The sequence below is a fragment of the Streptosporangium sp. NPDC049248 genome, from assembly GCF_040678965.1.
In the GTDB taxonomy this organism is placed as follows: domain Bacteria; phylum Actinomycetota; class Actinomycetes; order Streptosporangiales; family Streptosporangiaceae; genus Streptosporangium; species Streptosporangium fukuiense.
The window spans coordinates 301,874-318,686 of sequence record NZ_JBFAQY010000007.1 but is presented as its reverse complement, the minus strand read 5'-3'; the positions used below and the strand labels follow the sequence as shown (position 1 = coordinate 318,686).

The 16,813-nt window shown below is 69.8% G+C and carries 15 protein-coding genes and 1 pseudogene; 7 read left to right on the top strand and 9 right to left on the bottom strand.

What is annotated here, in order from left to right; translation table 11 throughout:
* The 3 genes and pseudogenes from AB0K21_RS16875 to AB0K21_RS16865 all read right to left on the bottom strand — a co-directional run.
* Positions 1-294: pseudogene (locus AB0K21_RS16875) on the bottom strand (peroxidase); the annotation flags it as partial.
* 21 nt (positions 295-315) lie between these two features.
* Positions 316-975: a copper chaperone PCu(A)C gene (locus AB0K21_RS16870; RefSeq protein ID WP_364150822.1), complete on the bottom strand. Its 660-nt coding sequence runs from the start codon at positions 973-975 to the stop codon at positions 316-318.
* Between the two features lie 96 nt (positions 976-1,071).
* Complete coding sequence (locus AB0K21_RS16865) at positions 1,072-1,629, bottom strand: MFS transporter (RefSeq protein WP_343964782.1); 558 nt, start codon at positions 1,627-1,629, stop codon at positions 1,072-1,074.
* 158 nt (positions 1,630-1,787) lie between these two features.
* Between AB0K21_RS16865 and AB0K21_RS16860 the strand changes: the two genes are divergently transcribed.
* On the top strand, positions 1,788-2,072 hold the full coding sequence (locus AB0K21_RS16860; protein ID WP_343964784.1) for a YiaA/YiaB family inner membrane protein: 285 nt from the start codon (positions 1,788-1,790) through the stop codon (positions 2,070-2,072).
* Positions 2,073-2,103: 31 nt separating this feature from the next.
* Here AB0K21_RS16860 and AB0K21_RS16855 read toward each other — a convergent pair whose 3' ends face one another.
* Positions 2,104-2,586 (bottom strand): MarR family transcriptional regulator, encoded by a 483-nt coding sequence (locus tag AB0K21_RS16855; protein ID WP_343964786.1) that lies wholly within the window; start codon positions 2,584-2,586, stop codon positions 2,104-2,106.
* Between the two features lie 464 nt (positions 2,587-3,050).
* Between AB0K21_RS16855 and AB0K21_RS16850 the strand changes: the two genes are divergently transcribed.
* The 3 genes from AB0K21_RS16850 to AB0K21_RS16840 all read left to right on the top strand — a co-directional run bounded on the left by AB0K21_RS16850 (position 3,051) and on the right by AB0K21_RS16840 (position 5,187).
* The gene (locus tag AB0K21_RS16850) at positions 3,051-3,590 is read left to right on the top strand and encodes an STAS domain-containing protein (protein WP_364150817.1); all 540 of its coding nucleotides are present in this window, start codon (positions 3,051-3,053) and stop codon (positions 3,588-3,590) included.
* A gap of 187 nt (positions 3,591-3,777) precedes the next feature.
* Positions 3,778-4,482: a hypothetical protein gene (locus tag AB0K21_RS16845; protein WP_343964790.1), complete on the top strand. Its 705-nt coding sequence runs from the start codon at positions 3,778-3,780 to the stop codon at positions 4,480-4,482.
* A 51-nt stretch (positions 4,483-4,533) separates the two neighbouring features.
* Positions 4,534-5,187, top strand: coding sequence for a hypothetical protein (locus AB0K21_RS16840; RefSeq protein WP_343964791.1), 654 nt, complete (start codon positions 4,534-4,536; stop codon positions 5,185-5,187).
* A gap of 4 nt (positions 5,188-5,191) precedes the next feature.
* Here the strand turns inward: AB0K21_RS16840 and AB0K21_RS16835 are convergent, their stop codons facing one another.
* The 3 genes from AB0K21_RS16835 to AB0K21_RS16825 form a co-directional block, all read right to left on the bottom strand.
* A complete protein-coding gene (locus AB0K21_RS16835; RefSeq protein ID WP_364150813.1) occupies positions 5,192-7,417 on the bottom strand; it encodes a heavy metal translocating P-type ATPase in 2,226 nt (741 codons plus the stop codon).
* Positions 7,418-7,613: 196 nt separating this feature from the next.
* Positions 7,614-8,615, bottom strand: coding sequence for a hypothetical protein (locus AB0K21_RS16830; RefSeq protein WP_364150810.1), 1,002 nt, complete (start codon positions 8,613-8,615; stop codon positions 7,614-7,616).
* Positions 8,616-8,933: 318 nt separating this feature from the next.
* Positions 8,934-11,468 carry an FAD-dependent oxidoreductase gene (locus AB0K21_RS16825; RefSeq protein ID WP_364150835.1) on the bottom strand — a complete coding sequence of 845 codons (2,535 nt, stop codon included), beginning with the start codon at positions 11,466-11,468 and terminating at the stop codon, positions 8,934-8,936.
* Between the two features lie 105 nt (positions 11,469-11,573).
* On the opposite strand from AB0K21_RS16825, the gene AB0K21_RS16820 reads away from it, so the two are divergent.
* Entirely contained in the window at positions 11,574-12,512 is a 939-nt protein-coding gene (locus tag AB0K21_RS16820; RefSeq protein WP_364150807.1) for a phosphotransferase, read from the top strand.
* 9 nt (positions 12,513-12,521) lie between these two features.
* Complete coding sequence (locus AB0K21_RS16815) at positions 12,522-14,081, top strand: amino acid permease (RefSeq protein WP_364150804.1); 1,560 nt, start codon at positions 12,522-12,524, stop codon at positions 14,079-14,081.
* A 52-nt stretch (positions 14,082-14,133) separates the two neighbouring features.
* Here AB0K21_RS16815 and lipB read toward each other — a convergent pair whose 3' ends face one another.
* Both lipB and AB0K21_RS16805 read right to left on the bottom strand, forming a co-directional pair.
* The gene (gene lipB, locus AB0K21_RS16810) at positions 14,134-14,772 is read right to left on the bottom strand and encodes a lipoyl(octanoyl) transferase LipB (RefSeq protein ID WP_343964800.1); all 639 of its coding nucleotides are present in this window, start codon (positions 14,770-14,772) and stop codon (positions 14,134-14,136) included.
* Between the two features lie 15 nt (positions 14,773-14,787).
* Positions 14,788-14,973, bottom strand: coding sequence for a PspC domain-containing protein (locus tag AB0K21_RS16805; protein WP_364150800.1), 186 nt, complete (start codon positions 14,971-14,973; stop codon positions 14,788-14,790).
* Between the two features lie 240 nt (positions 14,974-15,213).
* On the opposite strand from AB0K21_RS16805, the gene AB0K21_RS16800 reads away from it, so the two are divergent.
* A complete protein-coding gene (locus tag AB0K21_RS16800) occupies positions 15,214-16,746 on the top strand; it encodes a M28 family peptidase (protein WP_364150797.1) in 1,533 nt (510 codons plus the stop codon).
* The last annotated feature ends 67 nt before the right edge of the window (positions 16,747-16,813 follow it).

Below are 16,813 nucleotides of genomic sequence, written 5' to 3'. Positions count from 1 at the left end.
GTCGTCGGTGAGCAGCCGCATCATCCGCCCCAGCGCCTCGCGGTCGGTGCCCGGCAGCAGGTCAAGGCCGACGAACACCCCGTACGCCTGTGGCATGGTCGCGATGCCCGCCTGGTGGGCCCCGTCGAAGGGTTCCACCGCGGAACCGCCGGAGACGGGGACGGGGACGGCCCGAGCGGGCCGGGGGGCGGCCGCCGGAACGGCCTGGTCGGGAGCGCAGGCGGCGAGGGCGCCGGCCGCGGTGACGGCGCCCCCCGCGAGCAGTCCCCTACGGCTGATTCGGGGGTCTGACATGAGTTCTACTCCGCTTTTCGGTCAGCCGTGGCTCTCGCCCATGTCCATGCCCTCGTGCCCCTTGGGGTCCGTGCCGGGCTGGTAGTTCTCCTGGCCTCCGGCGAAGTCCTTGCCGACCGCGGTGAACTCCAGGGTCCCGCCGTCCTTGAGGGTGAGGGTGAAGGGGATCTCAGCGCCGGGCCTCACCGCTTCGGTGACGCCCATCAGCATGATGTGGTCGCCGCCCGGCTGGAGCTGATGCGTGCCCCGCGCGGGGATCACGATCCCGCCCTCCTTGGGTCGCATGACCATCTTTCCCGCGGATTCCACGACTTCGTGCAACTCGACCTTCGGCGACAGCGACGAGGCGGCGGAGACGACCGTCACCTCGGCGTCGGTGTTGTTGACCAGGGTGCCGAAGGCGGCGCTCATCCCCTTCTTGGCGGTCTTCACCCACGGGTCGGTGATCGTCAACGCGGGGGCGGCGGGGGCGGTGGGAGCGGGGGTGGCGGGGGCCGCCGCCGGGGCGACGGTGCTCTGGGAGCCGCACCCGGTCAGGGCCACCACGGCCGCGACCAGGATTCCGGCAGGGGTGATACGACGAACGGACATGGTGATGCCTCTCTTCTGGCCGGGCAGCCGACAGGCCGCGGCCGGACGCCGCTCGATGGCCATGCCGGACAGGCAGCCCGGAACTGTCACGCTGGTTCGGTTCGCCGGGCGGCAGGAAGGCCGCATCGGCGCAGGCCCGCGCGTGCGGGCTCGGGAACGGGCGACACCCCCGGGTGACCCGCGCGGTCAGCCGGAGGTCGCGGTGACGGTCCGGGGAGGGCCGCGCCGGCTGAGAACGTGGCGCAGCACGGCGGAGCGGAGAGGGCCGGGCTCGCTCGCGGACGGGGTGAGGAAGGCCACGTACGCCGGGGTCACCGGCACGATGAGCACGCGGCCGAACCGCGCACCGAGTCGTCGCAGCAGCGCCCACAGCGCCGCCTCGCCGCGCGCCAGCCAGAGCGCGGTCAGTCCGACGGCCCACCCGTGCGCCACCAGCATGCCCAGTCCGGGCAGCAGCCCCGCGTGGACATGCCCGCCGACCTCGACCGGGGACGCGGTGTGCGCGAGGGAGAACAGCACGTGCACCCCGGCCTGCACGCCCGCCAGCAGCGGCAGGATCACCGCCAGTGTGCGCTCGCGCCCCGAGGTGGCGAGGGCCGCGCCGAAGGCGAGGGCCAGGGCGGCGGCCGCGCTCGGCGCGGAGACCGAGCCTCCCGCGAGGACGTGCGCCATCACGCTCAGGCCCAGGCAGACCGCGGCGAAAGCGGCGGCGCGGGCGATGCGGAAAGGCCAGGTCGCGAGCATGGTCCGGCAATCATCCCATGCCCCCGTGGAGGTCCACGGACCGCCCTTGGCGGAGCGGGCGCGCAGAATCCCGGGCAGGTCACCACACTGACGTACTCACCGGTAACTGAGTAGCCGCGCTCATGCCTCGAAAGGCGGATCGTCTCGACGATGGGAACATGACACGACCGGTGAAGAGCACCACGACCGCCGCCTTCTACCTGCAGGCCGTCATCTCGTTCGGGCTGTCGGTGGCGGCCATGGTGATCGGTATCGCCTACCTGCCCGTGACCGCCTGGGTCCGGTCCTTCATGGGCATCGGGCTGCTCTACGTGGTGACGTCGACGTTCACTCTCGCCAAGTGCGTCCGGGACCGTACCGAGGAGGCCGCGGTCGTCAGCCGCGTCGACCAGGCCAGGCTGGACAAGCTGCTGGCCGAGCACGACCCCTTCAAGAACGACTGACGCCCTCCCGGCCACGGAGCCGGGCGCGGACTCAGGGCGCCGGAGACTCGCGGATCTCGGCCAGCGAGATCCGCATGGCGTCGGCGGCGCGGGTGAACCAGTCGGAGATGGTGGCCAGCTCGTCCGGGCCGTAACTCTCGAAGAGCTCGATGAGCCGCCGGTAGGTGGGTTCGTACGCCACCGCGACGCGGGCCGCCGGGTCCCCCTCGGGGACGATCCGGATGCGGCGGCGGTCGTGGGGGTCGGGGACGCGCCGGGCGTAACCCGCGCCCTCCAGGCGGTTGACCACCCCGGTGACGGCCCCGGTGGTGAGACCCGCCAGTTCGGCGAGACGCCCCGCGGTGAGCGCCTCCCCTTTCGCACCGAGGATGAAACCGAGACACGTCAGGTCCGTGACGTTGATGCCGAGGCGCTCGGCGAGCGCGTGCTGCCCGACCATGCTCAACGCGATCAGCTGGTCCATCCGGCTCAGGACATCCAGCGGCGAGGCCCCGGGGCTGGACTTGCCTTCCATCGCGAACTCTCCTTACCATCTAAGAAATTTAGCTCGTGAGATAAACGATGCGAGCAGATCCAACTTAGCCGCCCGCCGTCCGAGACCTCACCGGGGCCCGCGGAAGGCGGCGATCCGGATGGAGGGGGAGCGCATGGGGATAAGAGAAGACTTCGCGGAGCTGGCGGAGATCCACGAAGAGCACGACATGGGGCACACCGTGGCAGGCTGGACCGGTTCGATCGTCTGCATGACCGGTTTCGCGATCTCCGGGCTGGCGATGGTGGCCGCCGACGTCGTCCGGCCGCTCACGACAAAGATCGCACTCCGGATGGCCCCGTACCCACCTCGTCGCACATCTGACGGGATGGAAAAAAATCATACGTATCCAGTGATTCGACCCTCCACTGGGGCACCGACCGTACATACCTGGTAAGACGGAGGGAACGCCCGCCCTGTGAACTGCGGGCCTAAGGAGTCTTTCCATGCCACCCGAAGGTGTGAACGCGCTCTTCGTCTCGACCGGCGCGCACGAGGGCGCCGTCGTGGTCCGGGCGATCGGCGAACTCGACTACGTCTACGCACCGGTCTTCCGGAGGGAGATCGACCGGTTCTGGAACACGAGCACCGACGACTCTCCGCTCTCTCCCCCGTCGCTCCTCCCGGAGAGTCCACCCTCCCCGTCGCCACTGCTCCCGGGTACGCGTGCCGAGGCCGCCCCCCTGCTCATCCTCGATCTGGCCGGGCTCACCTTCTGCGACTCCACCGGGCTCGCGGAACTGCTGAGGATCCTGCGCCAGAGCCAGGAGAAAGGAATCCACCTGGTGGTGACCGGGGCGAGCCGGACACTGCGTCACATGCTCGCCACCGCCGGACTGCTGAGCTACTTCACGATGGCCGCCTCCGTGGAGGAGGCACTGCCAGTCGAGGGAGCGCTGCCACTCGGAAAGGCGCTGCCACTCGGAAAGGCGCTGCCACTCGGAGAGGCACTGCCACTCGGGGAGGCCGGGACGGTGGAAGGCTGAAGGACACCTGCGGGCGCGCGACGGTGCCGGTCTCCGGCAGGCCGCCGTGAACGGCCGGCCGCGCCCCGCGGGTGGCCTGCCCGCAGAAGTCCTGAGATATATGTCGTCAAAACACCCTCATTAGCCTGACAAGTGAGTCAATATCTTCCTACGGGAAAATCCACTCTTCGTCGAAAGTGGGGTCCCGATGCGGAAGACGTCACCGCGGGCGACCGCGGAAGCACTGCCCGAGACCCTGGACGGGCTGCCGGTGGCACCCAGGGAATTCCTTGCCCTCGTGTCCGTGGACTTCACCGGGACGTACCAGGTCTACCTGGCCGCCAAGGACGAGCGCATCAAGATGACCAGGCTCTCCATGAGCCTGCTCTCCGCCCCGTTCGCCGCCGCGATCGCACTGACCGGCGCGAAAGTGATCAGCCCGAACATGCTGGTCTCATGGCAGAGCGTGCCCTGGTACCTGTTCGCGACGGTCGCCGCGTTCGGGCTGCTCAGCGTGCTGCCCTTCCTGCGGCTGATCGAGGCGGTGAACGCGCACATGCGGACCGCGCGGGCGCTCAACAATTTCCGTCTGCTCTACGTCGTCCACCTCAAGGACCAGTTCTCGGCCCTCGGCTGGACTCCCAACCTGCCGGTGGACCCCCGCTATCCGGAGACGTACGCGCCGCTGGCCTGGCCGGGGATCAACGTGATGATGCTGGCCCTGGTCAACAGCTCCTACATCGCGGCCGGCGTGCTCGGGATGATCGGAGCCGTGCCCACCACGGCCCTGCTCCTGGTGATCATCGGGCTGCTCGCAATGATCCACTACTTCGTCTACTACGTCCGCGCCAACGTTTCCCGGCAACGCCGACTCCCACACAATCCCTTCCATTTCCCCAATGTGGAGACCTGAATGCCCGACCTCCTCAGATTCGCGTCTTGTGGGGAGACGTGGATCTGGCTGATGCGACACGTGACGAACAACGGCCGGCCCGCCCTGGACGACCGCGGCCCGATCATCGAGGCACCGGCGGTACTGTTCGAGATCACCGGTCTGGACTGGGAAGACCCGGTCCTGAGGTGCTACGGCGACGCGGGGAAGATTCCGCTGTACGCCAGCAAGTTCAGCGAGCGGTCGATCGTGCCGCCCTTCAAGTACAGCTACGGAGGGCGGCTCCGCCAGTTGCTCGGTGTCGACCAGCTCGGCTGGATCGCCGACGTGCTCCGCGCCAAGCCGTACACCAAGAGCGGTTGGATCTCGCTGACCGTTCCCGGCGAGCAACCCGACGCGGTGCCCTGCCTGACCAGCCTCGCCTTCAGGCTCCGTGCCGGGCGGCTGGCCATGACCGCCGCCTTCCGGTCCCAGAACGCGTTCACCAGCTACCTGAACTACGTGCCACTGCGCGGTGTCCAGAGCGAGGTGGCGGACGGCCTCATGGTGGGCTGCGGGTCGATGAGGATCTTCGTCGACGTACCGCACATCTACGTCGCGGACTCGGCGACGGTCGGCAGGATCCTCCGGCTGTCGGAACGCGACGGGCTCGGCGCGGGAGACCCCGCGCCGAGCCCCGACGTCGAACCCGCACCCTCCGCCGACCTGGCGGCGCCGGTACGGTGACCGGTCACCTGAAGCGGCGCAGCCGGAGGCTGTTGCTGACCACGAAGACCGAGGAGAGCGCCATCGCGCCTCCGGCGATCATCGGGGTGAGCAGCCCGGACGCGGCCAGCGGGATGGCGGCCACGTTGTAGGCGAAGGCCCAGAACAGGTTGCCCTTGATGGTCCGCAGCGTGCGGCGGGACAGTCGGATCGCGTCCGCGGCCACCCGCAGGTCGCCGCGGACCAGGGTGAGGTCGGAGGCCTCGATCGCGACATCGGTGCCGGTGCCCATCGCCATGCCGAGGTCGGCCTGGGCGAGCGCGGCGGCGTCGTTGACCCCGTCGCCGATCATGGCCACGGTACGGCCCTCGGTCTGGAGACGCTTGACGACCTCCACCTTGTCCGCGGGCAGCACTTCGGCGATGACGTCGTCGATACCCGCGGCCTCGGCGACCGTACGGGCCACCGTCTCGTTGTCGCCGGTCAGCAGGATCGGGCGCAGGCCGAGCGCGCGCAGCTCGGTGATCGCCTCGGCCGAGGTGGGCTTGATCACGTCGGCCACGGTGAGCACCGCGCGGGCCTTGCCGTCCCAGCCGACCGCGACGGCGGTCTCCCCGCGCGCCCATGCCCGGTCCAGCTCCTCGGAAAGGCCGGACGGCAGGTGCTGCGACCATTCGGCGAGCAGTTGGGGGCGCCCGACGAGGACGGCGTGCCCGTCGACGACACCCTGGACGCCCAGGCCCTCGACGTTCGCGAAGTCCTCGACCTTGGCGGTGGAGTTCGCGGCGCGGGCGACGGCGCGGGCGATGGGGTGCTCGGAGGCCGCCTCCAGCGCCCCGGCCAGCCGGAGCACCTCGTCGCGCTCCTCCCCCTCCGCGGTGAAGACGTCCTTGAGGGTCATCGTGCCCGACGTCACGGTGCCGGTCTTGTCCAGGACGACGGTGTCGATGCCGTGGGTCGACTCCAGCGCCTCGGGCCCCTTGATCAGGATGCCCAGCTGGGCGCCGCGGCCGGTGCCGACCATCAGCGCGGTCGGCGTGGCGAGGCCCAGGGCGCAGGGGCAGGCGATGATGAGTACCGCCACGGCGGCCGTGAAGGCCGCGGTGGCGCCGGAACCGGTGCCGAGCCAGAAGCCCAGGGTGACCACGGACAGGGCGATCACGATCGGCACGAACACCGCGGAGATCCGGTCGGCCAGCCGCTGTACGGCGGCCTTGCCGTTCTGCGCGTCCTCCACCAGCCTGGCCATCTGGGCGAGCTGGGTGTCCGAGCCGACCCGGGTGGCCCTGACCACGAGCCGTCCTCCGGCGTTCACGGTGGCGCCGACCACCGTGTCACCCGGTCGCACCTCGACGGGAACCGACTCACCGGTCAGCATGGAGGCGTCCACGGCCGAGGAACCCTCCTCGACCACGCCATCGGTCGCGATCTTCTCCCCCGGCCGTACCAGGAAGAGGTCTCCCACCTTGAGACCGTCGATGGGAACGAGCTCCCCGGAGGCCAGCGTGACCTCCTTGGCGCCCATCGACAGCAGCGCGCGGAGCGCGGCACCGGCCTGGCGCTTGGAACGGGCCTCGAAGTAGCGGCCCGCGAGGATGAAGGTGATCACTCCGGCGGCGGCCTCGAAGTAGATGTTCCCCGAGCCGTCACCCCCGGAGAGGGTGAACTCGAAGCCGTGCCGCATGCCCGGCATCCCGGCCGTACCGAAGAACAGGGCCCACAGGGACCAGACGAACGCGGCGATCGTGCCCATCGAGACCAGCGTGTCCATGGTCGCGGCGCCGTGCCGCAGGTTGGTCCAGGCCGCCCGATGGAAGGGCCAGCCGCCGTAGACCACGACGGGTCCCGCCAGGGCCAGGGAGAGCCACTGCCAGTTGTCGAACTGCAGCGCCGGGATCATCGCCATCGCGACGACCGGCGCCGACAGCACGATGGAGATGATCAGTCGCTGCCTGAGCGGCGTGAGCGTGTCCGGCTCGACCGGCTCCTCCGTCCCCTCCGGGGACGGCGGGGCGGGCAGCTCGGCGGTGTATCCGGCCTTCTCGACCTCCGCGACCAGGTCTTCGGGGGTGACGTCACCGGGGTAGGCGACCTTGGCCTTCTCGGTGGCGTAGTTGACGGTCGCGGTCACGCCGTCCAGCTTGTTGAGCTTGCGCTCGATGCGTGCCGCGCAGGAGGCGCAGGTCATGCCACCGATGGCGAGCTCGATCTCGCCGCCGGCGGGCGGCCTGCCGGTGGTCATGGACGTCATGTCCTCTCCTTGTGCCTCGTCTGTCGTCGTACTCGGCCGGGGGCCGATACCGGTACCCGGCCGTGCGCCTCGTCGAAGCGCCCCGTCGTGATCTGGGCGCCGGTCCGTTCGGGGGGTCGTCCCCGCCATGGGTACGGGCGAACATGCCCTGCCCTCTCACCATGGGAACACATAACCCCCTCGGGGTATTTCACGGCTACCGTCCGTGCTCGTGGGGGCCGTGACCGTCCCCGGTCGGCGCCGTGGCCCCACCGGCCTCGGGATCCGGGCCGGTGGCGGCGGTGAAGACGGCGGTGCGCACCGTGCCGGCGTGCTTGAAGTCCAGGTAGAGCCCGTAGGTCCCGGCACTCGGCACCTCGGCGTAGAAGGTGATGTCCGGGCCGGGCGCGGTGCGCCCGTCATCGGGCGCGCCGTCCGGGTGCACGTGCAGGTAGGCCAGGTCGCCGTCACGGAGCGCGACCAGGTGACCGTAGGCGGCCAGGTAGGGCTCCAGGTCGGTGACCGGTTTCCCGTCCTTGGCGATCGAGAGCGTGAGCATGCTGGTGCGGCCGGGCACGAGGTCTCCGGCAAGGGTGACGGTGTAGTCGCCCACCTTCGCGGTCTCCGCCGGGACGGCCGGCGGCTCGGGCCGGTAGTCACCCGCCACCGACAGGTCCATGCCGAGCGTCATGGCCTCCGCCCCCTCCGGGGCGAAGTCGGCGAACGCCCGGTACTCCCCGGCGGCGGGAAGCTCCAGCGGGACCGACCAGACCCCGCCCTTCTGGGTGGGGTGCAGGTGCCGGAAGCCGGTCAGGTCTCGGCGGACCACGATGAGGTGCAGCTTCTTGTCGTGCTGGGTGGTGAACCCGGTGACCGGATGGCCGTCGGGGCCGATCACCGAGAAGCGGAAGTCGGTCCGCTTGCCCACCTTGACCTCATCGGTCTCCGGCAGGAGCGTGTATCCCCCCTGGGAGACCTGGAGCCCGCCGGGAACGGCCGGTGCCCGCGCCGTCCCCGCCTTCTCGTCGTGCCCCTCGTCATGCCCCGTGCCCGGCTCGGTGGCATGGCCGGCGCCCGGCTCGGCACTGTGGCCCGCGTCGGGAGCGGCCTCGGCCACTGCGCCCCCAACGGGCCCGACCACCCGGCCGACCCCCAGCGCGCCGCCGAACACCACCGCCAGCCCGACCACGTACGCGCCCACCCTGATCGCGCCGTTCATCACTCCTCCTCAATACCCGCATGGGGTATATATCGACTCCGCCACAGTGCCACACCACCCTCCTTTCCGGCAACCCCCCAGGGGTATATATGGAGCCGACCTCCGGAGCCCGGGATCGCCGACGGGAAGGCCGATGACGGGCTTCACCGAAATCGCCCCGCTCTCCGTTCAGGTGTATAGAGGACTACCTGAGAGGTGGAACGGTCACCGCGTCACCCTGGGCGGCCACCTCGCCGACCGGTGGGCCGGCGATGACGGCGGGAGGGGACCCCGGGCATTCTCCCGCGCGTGGGCGGTTGAAGTGACGATCAGCCCCGGTCACGCGGAGGAGCTCGGCGGCAGGCGACGGACGCGTTCGGAGGACGGGTCGTAGAGGGGTTCGGCGGCGACGGCGGCGCCCACCCAGGTGCCGGTCACGCCGACCTCGACGCGGTCACCCGGGGCGGTGCCCCGGGGCAGGTAGGCGTAGGCGATCGAGCGGTCGACGCGGTGGCCATACCCGCCGCTGGTCACCCGCGAGGCGGGCAGACCGCCGGAACGGACCGGCTCGCCACCGAGACAGACCTGACGCGGGTCGTCCAGGACCAGGCAGAACAGGCTCCGCGCGGGCACCGGGGCCTTCGGACTCGCGGCCGGCACGGCCGACGTGCGACGGTCGTCGGCGGAGCGGTGGGCGGCGTCCAGGGCGGCGCGACCGAGGAAGTCCTTGTCCCCGGCGACCGCGAAGCCCAGGCCCGCCTCGTACGGGGTGGTCTCCGGGGTGATGTCCAGGCCCCAGACGCGGTAGCCCTTCTCCAGGCGCATCGAGTCGATCGCGCGGTACCCGGCCGGGCGCATGCCGTACGGCGTCCCCGCCGCGATGAGCGTGTCCCAGAGCGTCAGGCCGTACTCCGAGGGGCAGTACAGCTCCCAGCCGAACTCGCCCACGAACGTCACCCGCTGGGCCAGCACCGGGACTCCTCCGACACTGATCTCCCTGGCCCTCAGGTAGCCGAAGGTCAGGTCGTCGCCGCAGACGGAACCGAGGATGTCGAGCGCTCGCGGGCCCCACAGGCAGTAGCAGGCGTGGGCCGAGGTGACGTCACGGACGTCGACTCCCTGGCCGCGGAGCCAGGCGGCGTCGTGGACGCCGAAGGCGGTGCCGGTGACCAACCGGAAGCGGTCGTCGGCCAGGCGGGTGACGGTCAGGTCGGCCTCGACGCCACCGCGCGCGTTGAGGAGCTGGGTGTAGACGATCGAGCCCACCGGCCTGTCGAGCTGCCCGGCGCACGCCCGCTGCAGCCCTTCCAGTGCTCCCGCCCCCGCCACCTCCAGCTTGGCGAACGAGGTCTGGTCGAACAGGCCCGCGGCGTCCCGGGTGGCCAGGCACTCCTCGCGGACGGCCGGCGACCAGATCCGGCCGGCCCACCCGGCCGGGCGGACTCCCCGGCCGTCCCCACCGCCCCTTCGAAGACCCCGGTCTTCCAGACCGTCCGGGCGATGGCCCAGGCCGGGCTCCGCGGCCGGGCGGGCGTTGGACTCGAACCAGTTCACCCGCTCCCAGCCGGCCTTCTCGCCGAACACCGCCCCGAGCTCCGCGTGCCGGACCCAGGCGGGAGAGCGGCGGAGCGGCCGGGCGGCGGTCCGCTCCTCGCCTGGGTAGACGATGTCGTAGTACTTCGAGTAGGAGTCCAGGGCCTTGGCGCGGCTCCACGCCGCGGAACGGGCGTGGGCCCCGAAGCGTCGCAGATCCATGCCGAACACGTCGTACTCGGGCGAGCCGTCCACGATCCACTCGGCCATGACCTTGCCCACGCCGCCGGCCGCGGCCAAGCCGTGGACGCAGAAGCCCGCCGCCGTCCACAGCCCGCGGACCGAGGTCTCACCGAGAAGGAACTCCCCGTCGGGGGTGAACGCCTCGGGGCCGTGGACGACCTTCGTGATCCTGGTGGCGGCCAGGGCGGGGACCCGTCGTACCGCCGAATCCCACGATTCCTGAAATTTCGGCATATCAGGAGGAAAGACAGTCCGAGGCTCCTCAAGCGGGGCAGCAGTGGACCAGATTTCCGGGTTTCGGATATACCCACCGACCAGAATGCCGCCATTTTCTTCCCGGAAATAGACAATGTTGTCCGGATCCCGCACCGTGGGCATGGAGGAAGGAACCCCGAAAGGCTCGGTGACCACATATTGGTGTTTGATCGGCACAACCGGAATGTCCACCCCGGCCAGCCGCCCGACCCACCCGCTGGCCGCACCCGCCGCGACGACCACGGTCTCCGCCCGGACCGGCCACTCCTCGAAATCCTCGGCCCCCTCGGTGCCCGAAGCGAGCCGTACGCCGGTGATCGCCCCGCCCGCCACGTCGAGCCCCACCACGCGAGTCCCGGTGAGGATCCGCACGCCCAGCTTCCGCGCCCCGGCCGCCAGCGCCCTGGCCAGCAGCGCCGGATCCAGCCAGCCGTCCCCGGGCAGCCAGAGCGCGGCCCGCACGTCGTCGGCGTACAGCAGCGGGAACCTCTCCTTCGCCTCGGCGCCGGAGAGCACCTCAAGACCCAGCCCGTAGGTCTCCCCGGCCCCGGCCAGGCGCAGGGACTCCTCCACCCGCTCGGGCGTGGTCGCCAGGCGGAGACCGCCGACCCCGTGCCACCCCGGGTCCAGGCCGGTGAGCCGGGCCAGCTCGGGATAGAGACCGGCCGAATACATAATCATCTTGGTCTGGGTGACCGTGGAGCGGAGCTGGCCCACGAACCCGGCCGAATGCCAGGTGGTCCCCTCGGTGAGTTCGTGTCGCTCGACGAGTATCACCTCGGTCCAGCCGAGCCTTGCCAGATGATAGGCCACGCTGCACCCGGCCACCCCGCCACCGATCACGACGGCCCGTGCAGAGCTGGGAAGTTTCAAAGTCCGCAACCCCTCTGTAACACCTCGTCCGCAGAATCGGATCAATGGTCTGAAGGTAGGCCAAAGGAGAGCGGCATGCCAGATCCTCTAGGGGACGTCCGTAAATGGGCCGGACAGCCCGTGACCGAGACGCCGATCAAGGGCGGGCTCAGCCATCGGATCGCCAGGCTCGACGCCGCCGACGGACAGCGCTGGCTGCTGCGGGTGCTCGATCCCCGGGTGTCGGCCGCCGGCCTGGGCATACCGCTCGACGAGGAGATCGCCAACACCGTCCACGCGGCGGACGCGGGGATCGGCCCCAAGGTCCTGCACCGGCTGCCCGGCGCGCTGGTGCTGGAGTACCTCGACGGCGTCACCCTGGACGCGCACACCGTGCGGACACTTCCCGGCCCCATCGCGGCGGCCTGCCGCCGGCTGCACGCCGGGCCCCGGTTCGTCAACGACTTCTCCATCTTCCGCAAGCTCGACGAGTTCCTCACCCTCTGCCGTACCCACGAACTGGACACGCCCGACGGCTACCAGGACCGTCTCGCCACGGCGGCGGAGATCGAACGGGCGCTGGCCGCCGACCCGCTGCCCAAGGTGCCGTGCCACAACGACCTGCTGCCGGGGAACTTCATCCGCTGCGGCACCGAGGTCAGGATCGTCGACTACCAGCTCTCCGGGAACAACGACCCCGCCTTCGAACTGGGCGACATCGCCGCCGAGGCGGACTACGACCCGGACCTGACCACCCGGCTGGCCCGCGCCTACTTCGGCACCGACGACCGGCGGCTCACCTCCAGGGTCCGGCTCAACCTGATCATGTCCAACCTGACCTGGACGCTCTGGTTCGCCGTGCACCACGGGCTGCTGAAGGAGCAGGCCGCCGCCGCCGACTTCGACTACGAGGCCGAGGCGGCCGACAAGTTCTCACAGGCCGTACGAGACCTGGACGACCCGGGGTTCGGACGGCTCGTCGATGACGTCCGGGGCGCGAGCACCGGATTTCCACCCCCCGCACCACCACGCTAGGAGGCTTGCGTGACCAAGCCAACGTCGGTCGACGAGGACGCGAGACGGCTCGCCGAACTCGGTTACAAACAGGAGCTCTCCAGAACCTGGAGCGGTTTCTCGAACTTCGCCATCTCCTTCTCGATCATCTCCATCCTGGCCGGCTGCTTCACCACGTTCGGCCAGGCCTGGAACAACGGCGGCCCCATCGCGATCTCATGGGGGTGGCCGCTGATCTCGATCTTCATCCTGATCATCGGGCTCTGCATGTCAGAACTGGTGTCGGCCTACCCGACCGCCGGTGGCATCTACTGGTGGGCCGCGAAGATGGGCAAGCCCATCCACGGCTGGTTCACCGGCTGGTTCAACCTCATCGGCCTGATCGCCGTGACGGCCTCGGTCGACTACGGCTGCGCGACCTTCCTGAACATCACCCTCAACCGGTTCTTTCCCGGCTGGAACCCCACCCTGACCAACGCGTTCATCCTGTTCGCGATCGTCCTGGTGCTGCACGCGCTGATCAACATCTTCAGCCACCGGCTGATCTCGCTGCTGCAGAACGTCTCGGTGTGGTGGCACGTGTTCGGCGCGGCGGTGGTCGTGCTGATCCTGATCTTCGGTCCCGACTCGCACCAGTCGATGTCGTTCGTCTTCACCGAGACGATCAACAACTCTGGGTTCTCCGACTCGTCCTACTGGTTCTACGTGCTGCCCCTCGGATTCCTGCTGACCCAGTACACGATCACCGGGTTCGACGCGTGCGCGCACGTGTCCGAGGAGACCCAGGGCGCCTCCACCGCCGCCGCCAGGGGACTGTGGCAGTCGATCTTCTACTCGGCGATCGGCGGCTGGATCCTGCTGCTGGCCTTCCTGTTCGCGGCCACCGACGTGAACGCGGTCAACGAGGCGGGCGGCTTCGTCGGCGCCATCTTCGACAGCGCGCTCCCCGGCAACCTGGCCACGGCGATCTTCACGATCTCCACCATCGGCCAGTTCTTCTGCGGGATGAGCTGTGTGACCTCGATGTCCCGGATGACCTACGCGTTCTCCCGCGACGGCGCCGTCCCCGGCTGGCGCCTGTGGTCGAAGGTGGACGGCAACCGGACCCCGGTCAACGCGATCATCTTCGGCTGCGCGGCCGCGCTGGTCCTCACCCTGCCCGCGCTGTACGAGGCCCCCGACGGGTTGCCGCTGGCCTTCTACGCGGTCGTCTCGGTGGCGGTCATCGGCCTCTACATCGCCTTCGCGATCCCGATCTGGCTCCGGCTGCGGATGGGCGACCGGTTCGAGCCGGGTCCCTGGACGCTGGGATCGAAGTACCGGGTCATGTGCTGGATCGCCATCGTCGAGATCGTCATCGTCTCGATCTACTTCGTCATGCCGCTGGTCCCGGCGGCCGTGCCGTTCAGCGACGACTTCACCTGGAGCGCGGTGAACTACGCGCCGATCGTGGTCGGCGTGATGGTGCTGGGCGTGGGCCTGTGGTGGGCGCTGTCGGCCAGGCACTGGTTCACCGGCCCGCGCCGCACGATCGACGAGCTCGACCCGGCCGGTCCGGTCGACCCGGTCGGCAAGGAGCCGATCGGCTGACCGGCTCCGGCCGGCCTCCCGAGACCCGCGCCGGTCACCACCTGAGGACCGGTCAGCTCGCCTCGAACGCCTCCGCCACCGCGGCCCGGACCTGCTCCATGGCCGCGGCGGCGGGGGCCTCCCGGCGCATCGAGGTCATGTCGACCTCGGGCATCCCGCAGGCCACCGCCCAGCCCCACGGGGTCAGGTCGCCGTCGACATTGAGGGCGAACCCGTGGCTGGTGACGCCCCGGCTCTGCCGCATGCCGATCGAGACGATCTTGCGTCCCGTCTCGACGGTCCACACGCCGGTCAGCAACTCCGAGCCCGGCGGGGTGTCGCGGCGCTCGGCCGCGACTCCCAGCGCGCCGAGCGCCGTGACGAGCCTCAACTCGACCTCCCGGACGTAGTCGACGATCCCCTCGCCCTCGCCGAGCTTGACGATCAGGTACCCGACCAGCTGGCCGGGACCGTGGTAGGTGAGCTGGCCGCCGCGACCCGTGCTCACGACCGGGATGCCGTGCGCCGGATCCGGCAGGTGCTGCTCAAGGGTTCGCCTGCCCGCGGTGTACACCTGCGGGTGGCTGAGCAACCAGAGCGTGTCGGGGCGCTCGTCGCGCTGCCGCTGACCGACCAGGTCGGTCATCCGCTCCATCGCCTTCTCGTAGTCGACCAGGTCGTCCTGGACCAGGGCCAGGGGGCGTTGCCTCATGACCCCAGCTTATTTTCAGTAGCGAGCCTCCGGCGCCTTGGGTACGAAGATCCACATGAGCACGTAGACGACCCAGAGCGGTCCCGGGATGAGCGAGAGCAGCAGCCACAGCACCCGGACGAGGGTGGGCGGCAGGTTGAGACTGTCCGCGATCCCGCCGCAGACTCCGGCGATTATCTTGTGATTTCTCGAACGGTACACGGTGCCTCTCCCCGAATCGGTGTTCCTCGTCCAGTCAAACGAACGACCGGAACCGCCACGTTCCCGAGGCGACCCTGAGAAAACCCTGACAGGGTCGGACTTGATAACTTTTCTCGCAACTCGGTGTCAGCGCATCTAGGCGAACGCGATTGATAACGGTACGTTCCGCCATGTACGTAATAGGGAATCCCCCTCCGTTCCACCCCTAGGAGCGTTATGCGCCTGAGGTTACGACGCGGCATGGTCCAGACCGCCACCCTGGTCACGGCCATCGCCCTCCCCCTCGCCTTCACCGCACCGGCGAGCGCGACCATCACGGCCCCCAGCGTCCCGGACGTCCTCGCCAACGCGTTCGCGACACAGATCAAGGGCGGCAACGTCAAGAAACACCTGGACAAGTTCCAGCAGATCGCGACCGCCAACGGCGGCAACCGGGCGGCGGGCACGTCCGGCTATGACGCCTCCCTGGCCTACGTGCAGGACAAGCTGCACAAGGCCGGATACAAGACCTCCACGACCGACGTCGAGTTCCCGCTCGACTGGCAGGAGTCCAGCCCCTCCATCCTGCAGCAGACGGCTCCGGTGGCGAAGACCTACGCCAACCCCGCCGACTTCGTGACGGTGATCTCCTCCAGCGGCGGCGACGTCACCGCCCAGGTGCAGGTCGTCGACGCGATCATTCCGCCGCCGCCGAGCCCGAACACCTCGACCGCGGGGTGCGAGACCGCTGACTTCGCCGGGTTCGTCCCCGGCCGGATCGCTCTGCTCCAGCGCGGCACCTGCCCGTTCATCAACAAGGCCACCAACGCCAAGGCGGCCGGCGCGTCCGGTGTGATCTTCTTCAACGAGGGCCAGCCCGGCCGTACCGACCCGCTCCTCTTCGACATCATCGAGTGGCGCTTCGGCTTCCCCATCGTGATGGCGAGCACGGCCGTCGGCCTGGACCTGGCCGCCAGCCCGAACACCACGGTCCGCCTGAAGGTGGACGCCGAGACCACGGTCGGCCGTACCAAGAACCTGATCGCCGACTCCCGCTGGGGCAAGTCCGGCGAGATCGTGGCGGTCGGCGCGCACCTGGACAGCGTGCCCGAGGGCCCCGGCATCAACGACAACGGCTCGGGCAGCGCCGCCGTCCTGGAGACCGCGCTGAAGCTGGCCAAGGTGCCGACCAAGTACAAGCTCCGCTTCGCCTGGTGGGGCGCCGAGGAGCTGGGTCTGCTCGGCTCCGAGCAGTACGTCGAGGGCCTGTCCCAGGCCGAGCGCGACAAGATCAGGCTCTACCTGAACTTCGACATGATCGCCTCACCGAACGGCGGCGCCTTCCTGTACGACGGTGACGACTCCGACGGCGAGGGCGCCCCGGCCGGTCCGGCGGGGTCGGCCGAGATCGAGAAGCGCCTGGAGAGGTTCTACGGCAAGCGCGGCCTGCCCTTCGAGGGCACCGACTTCACCGGCCGCTCCGACTACGGCGCGTTCATCGCCAACGGCATCCCGGCCGGAGGCATCTTCAGCGGCGCCGAGGGCATCAAGACCGCCGAGCAGGCCGCCAAGTTCGGCGGGACCGCCGGTGCCGCCTACGACCCCTGCTACCACGCCGCCTGCGACGGCATCGGCAACATCGACGCCACCGCGCTCGACCGCAACGCCAAGGCCATCGGCTACGCCACCGCGTTCTTCGCCTACGACCTGACGGGCATCCCCGACCGCAACGCCGCGACGCTCGCCAGGACCGCGGCGCAGACCGCGACGGCTCCCGAGGGCGCGGCCCGCTAACCGCAAATCCAGCAAAGCGCACCACCACGCTGTACGGCGCGCACTCACCACGGGTGCGCGCCGCTCG

Bases quoted from the DNA above. Each gene is read 5' to 3' on its own strand.
- AB0K21_RS16865 (WP_343964782.1), bottom strand. From the start codon at position 1,629: ATGCTCGCGACCTGGCCTTTCCGCATCGCCCGCGCCGCCGCTTTCGCC.
- AB0K21_RS16860 (WP_343964784.1), top strand. From the start codon at position 1,788: ATGACACGACCGGTGAAGAGCACCACGACCGCCGCCTTCTACCTGCAG.
- AB0K21_RS16855 (WP_343964786.1), bottom strand. From the start codon at position 2,586: ATGGAAGGCAAGTCCAGCCCCGGGGCCTCGCCGCTGGATGTCCTGAGC.
- AB0K21_RS16850 (WP_364150817.1), top strand. From the start codon at position 3,051: ATGCCACCCGAAGGTGTGAACGCGCTCTTCGTCTCGACCGGCGCGCAC.
- AB0K21_RS16845 (WP_343964790.1), top strand. From the start codon at position 3,778: ATGCGGAAGACGTCACCGCGGGCGACCGCGGAAGCACTGCCCGAGACC.
- AB0K21_RS16840 (WP_343964791.1), top strand. From the start codon at position 4,534: ATGCGACACGTGACGAACAACGGCCGGCCCGCCCTGGACGACCGCGGC.
- AB0K21_RS16835 (WP_364150813.1), bottom strand. From the start codon at position 7,417: ATGACGTCCATGACCACCGGCAGGCCGCCCGCCGGCGGCGAGATCGAG.
- AB0K21_RS16830 (WP_364150810.1), bottom strand. From the start codon at position 8,615: ATGAACGGCGCGATCAGGGTGGGCGCGTACGTGGTCGGGCTGGCGGTG.
- AB0K21_RS16820 (WP_364150807.1), top strand. From the start codon at position 11,574: ATGCCAGATCCTCTAGGGGACGTCCGTAAATGGGCCGGACAGCCCGTG.
- lipB (WP_343964800.1), bottom strand. From the start codon at position 14,772: ATGAGGCAACGCCCCCTGGCCCTGGTCCAGGACGACCTGGTCGACTAC.
- AB0K21_RS16800 (WP_364150797.1), top strand. From the start codon at position 15,214: ATGGTCCAGACCGCCACCCTGGTCACGGCCATCGCCCTCCCCCTCGCC.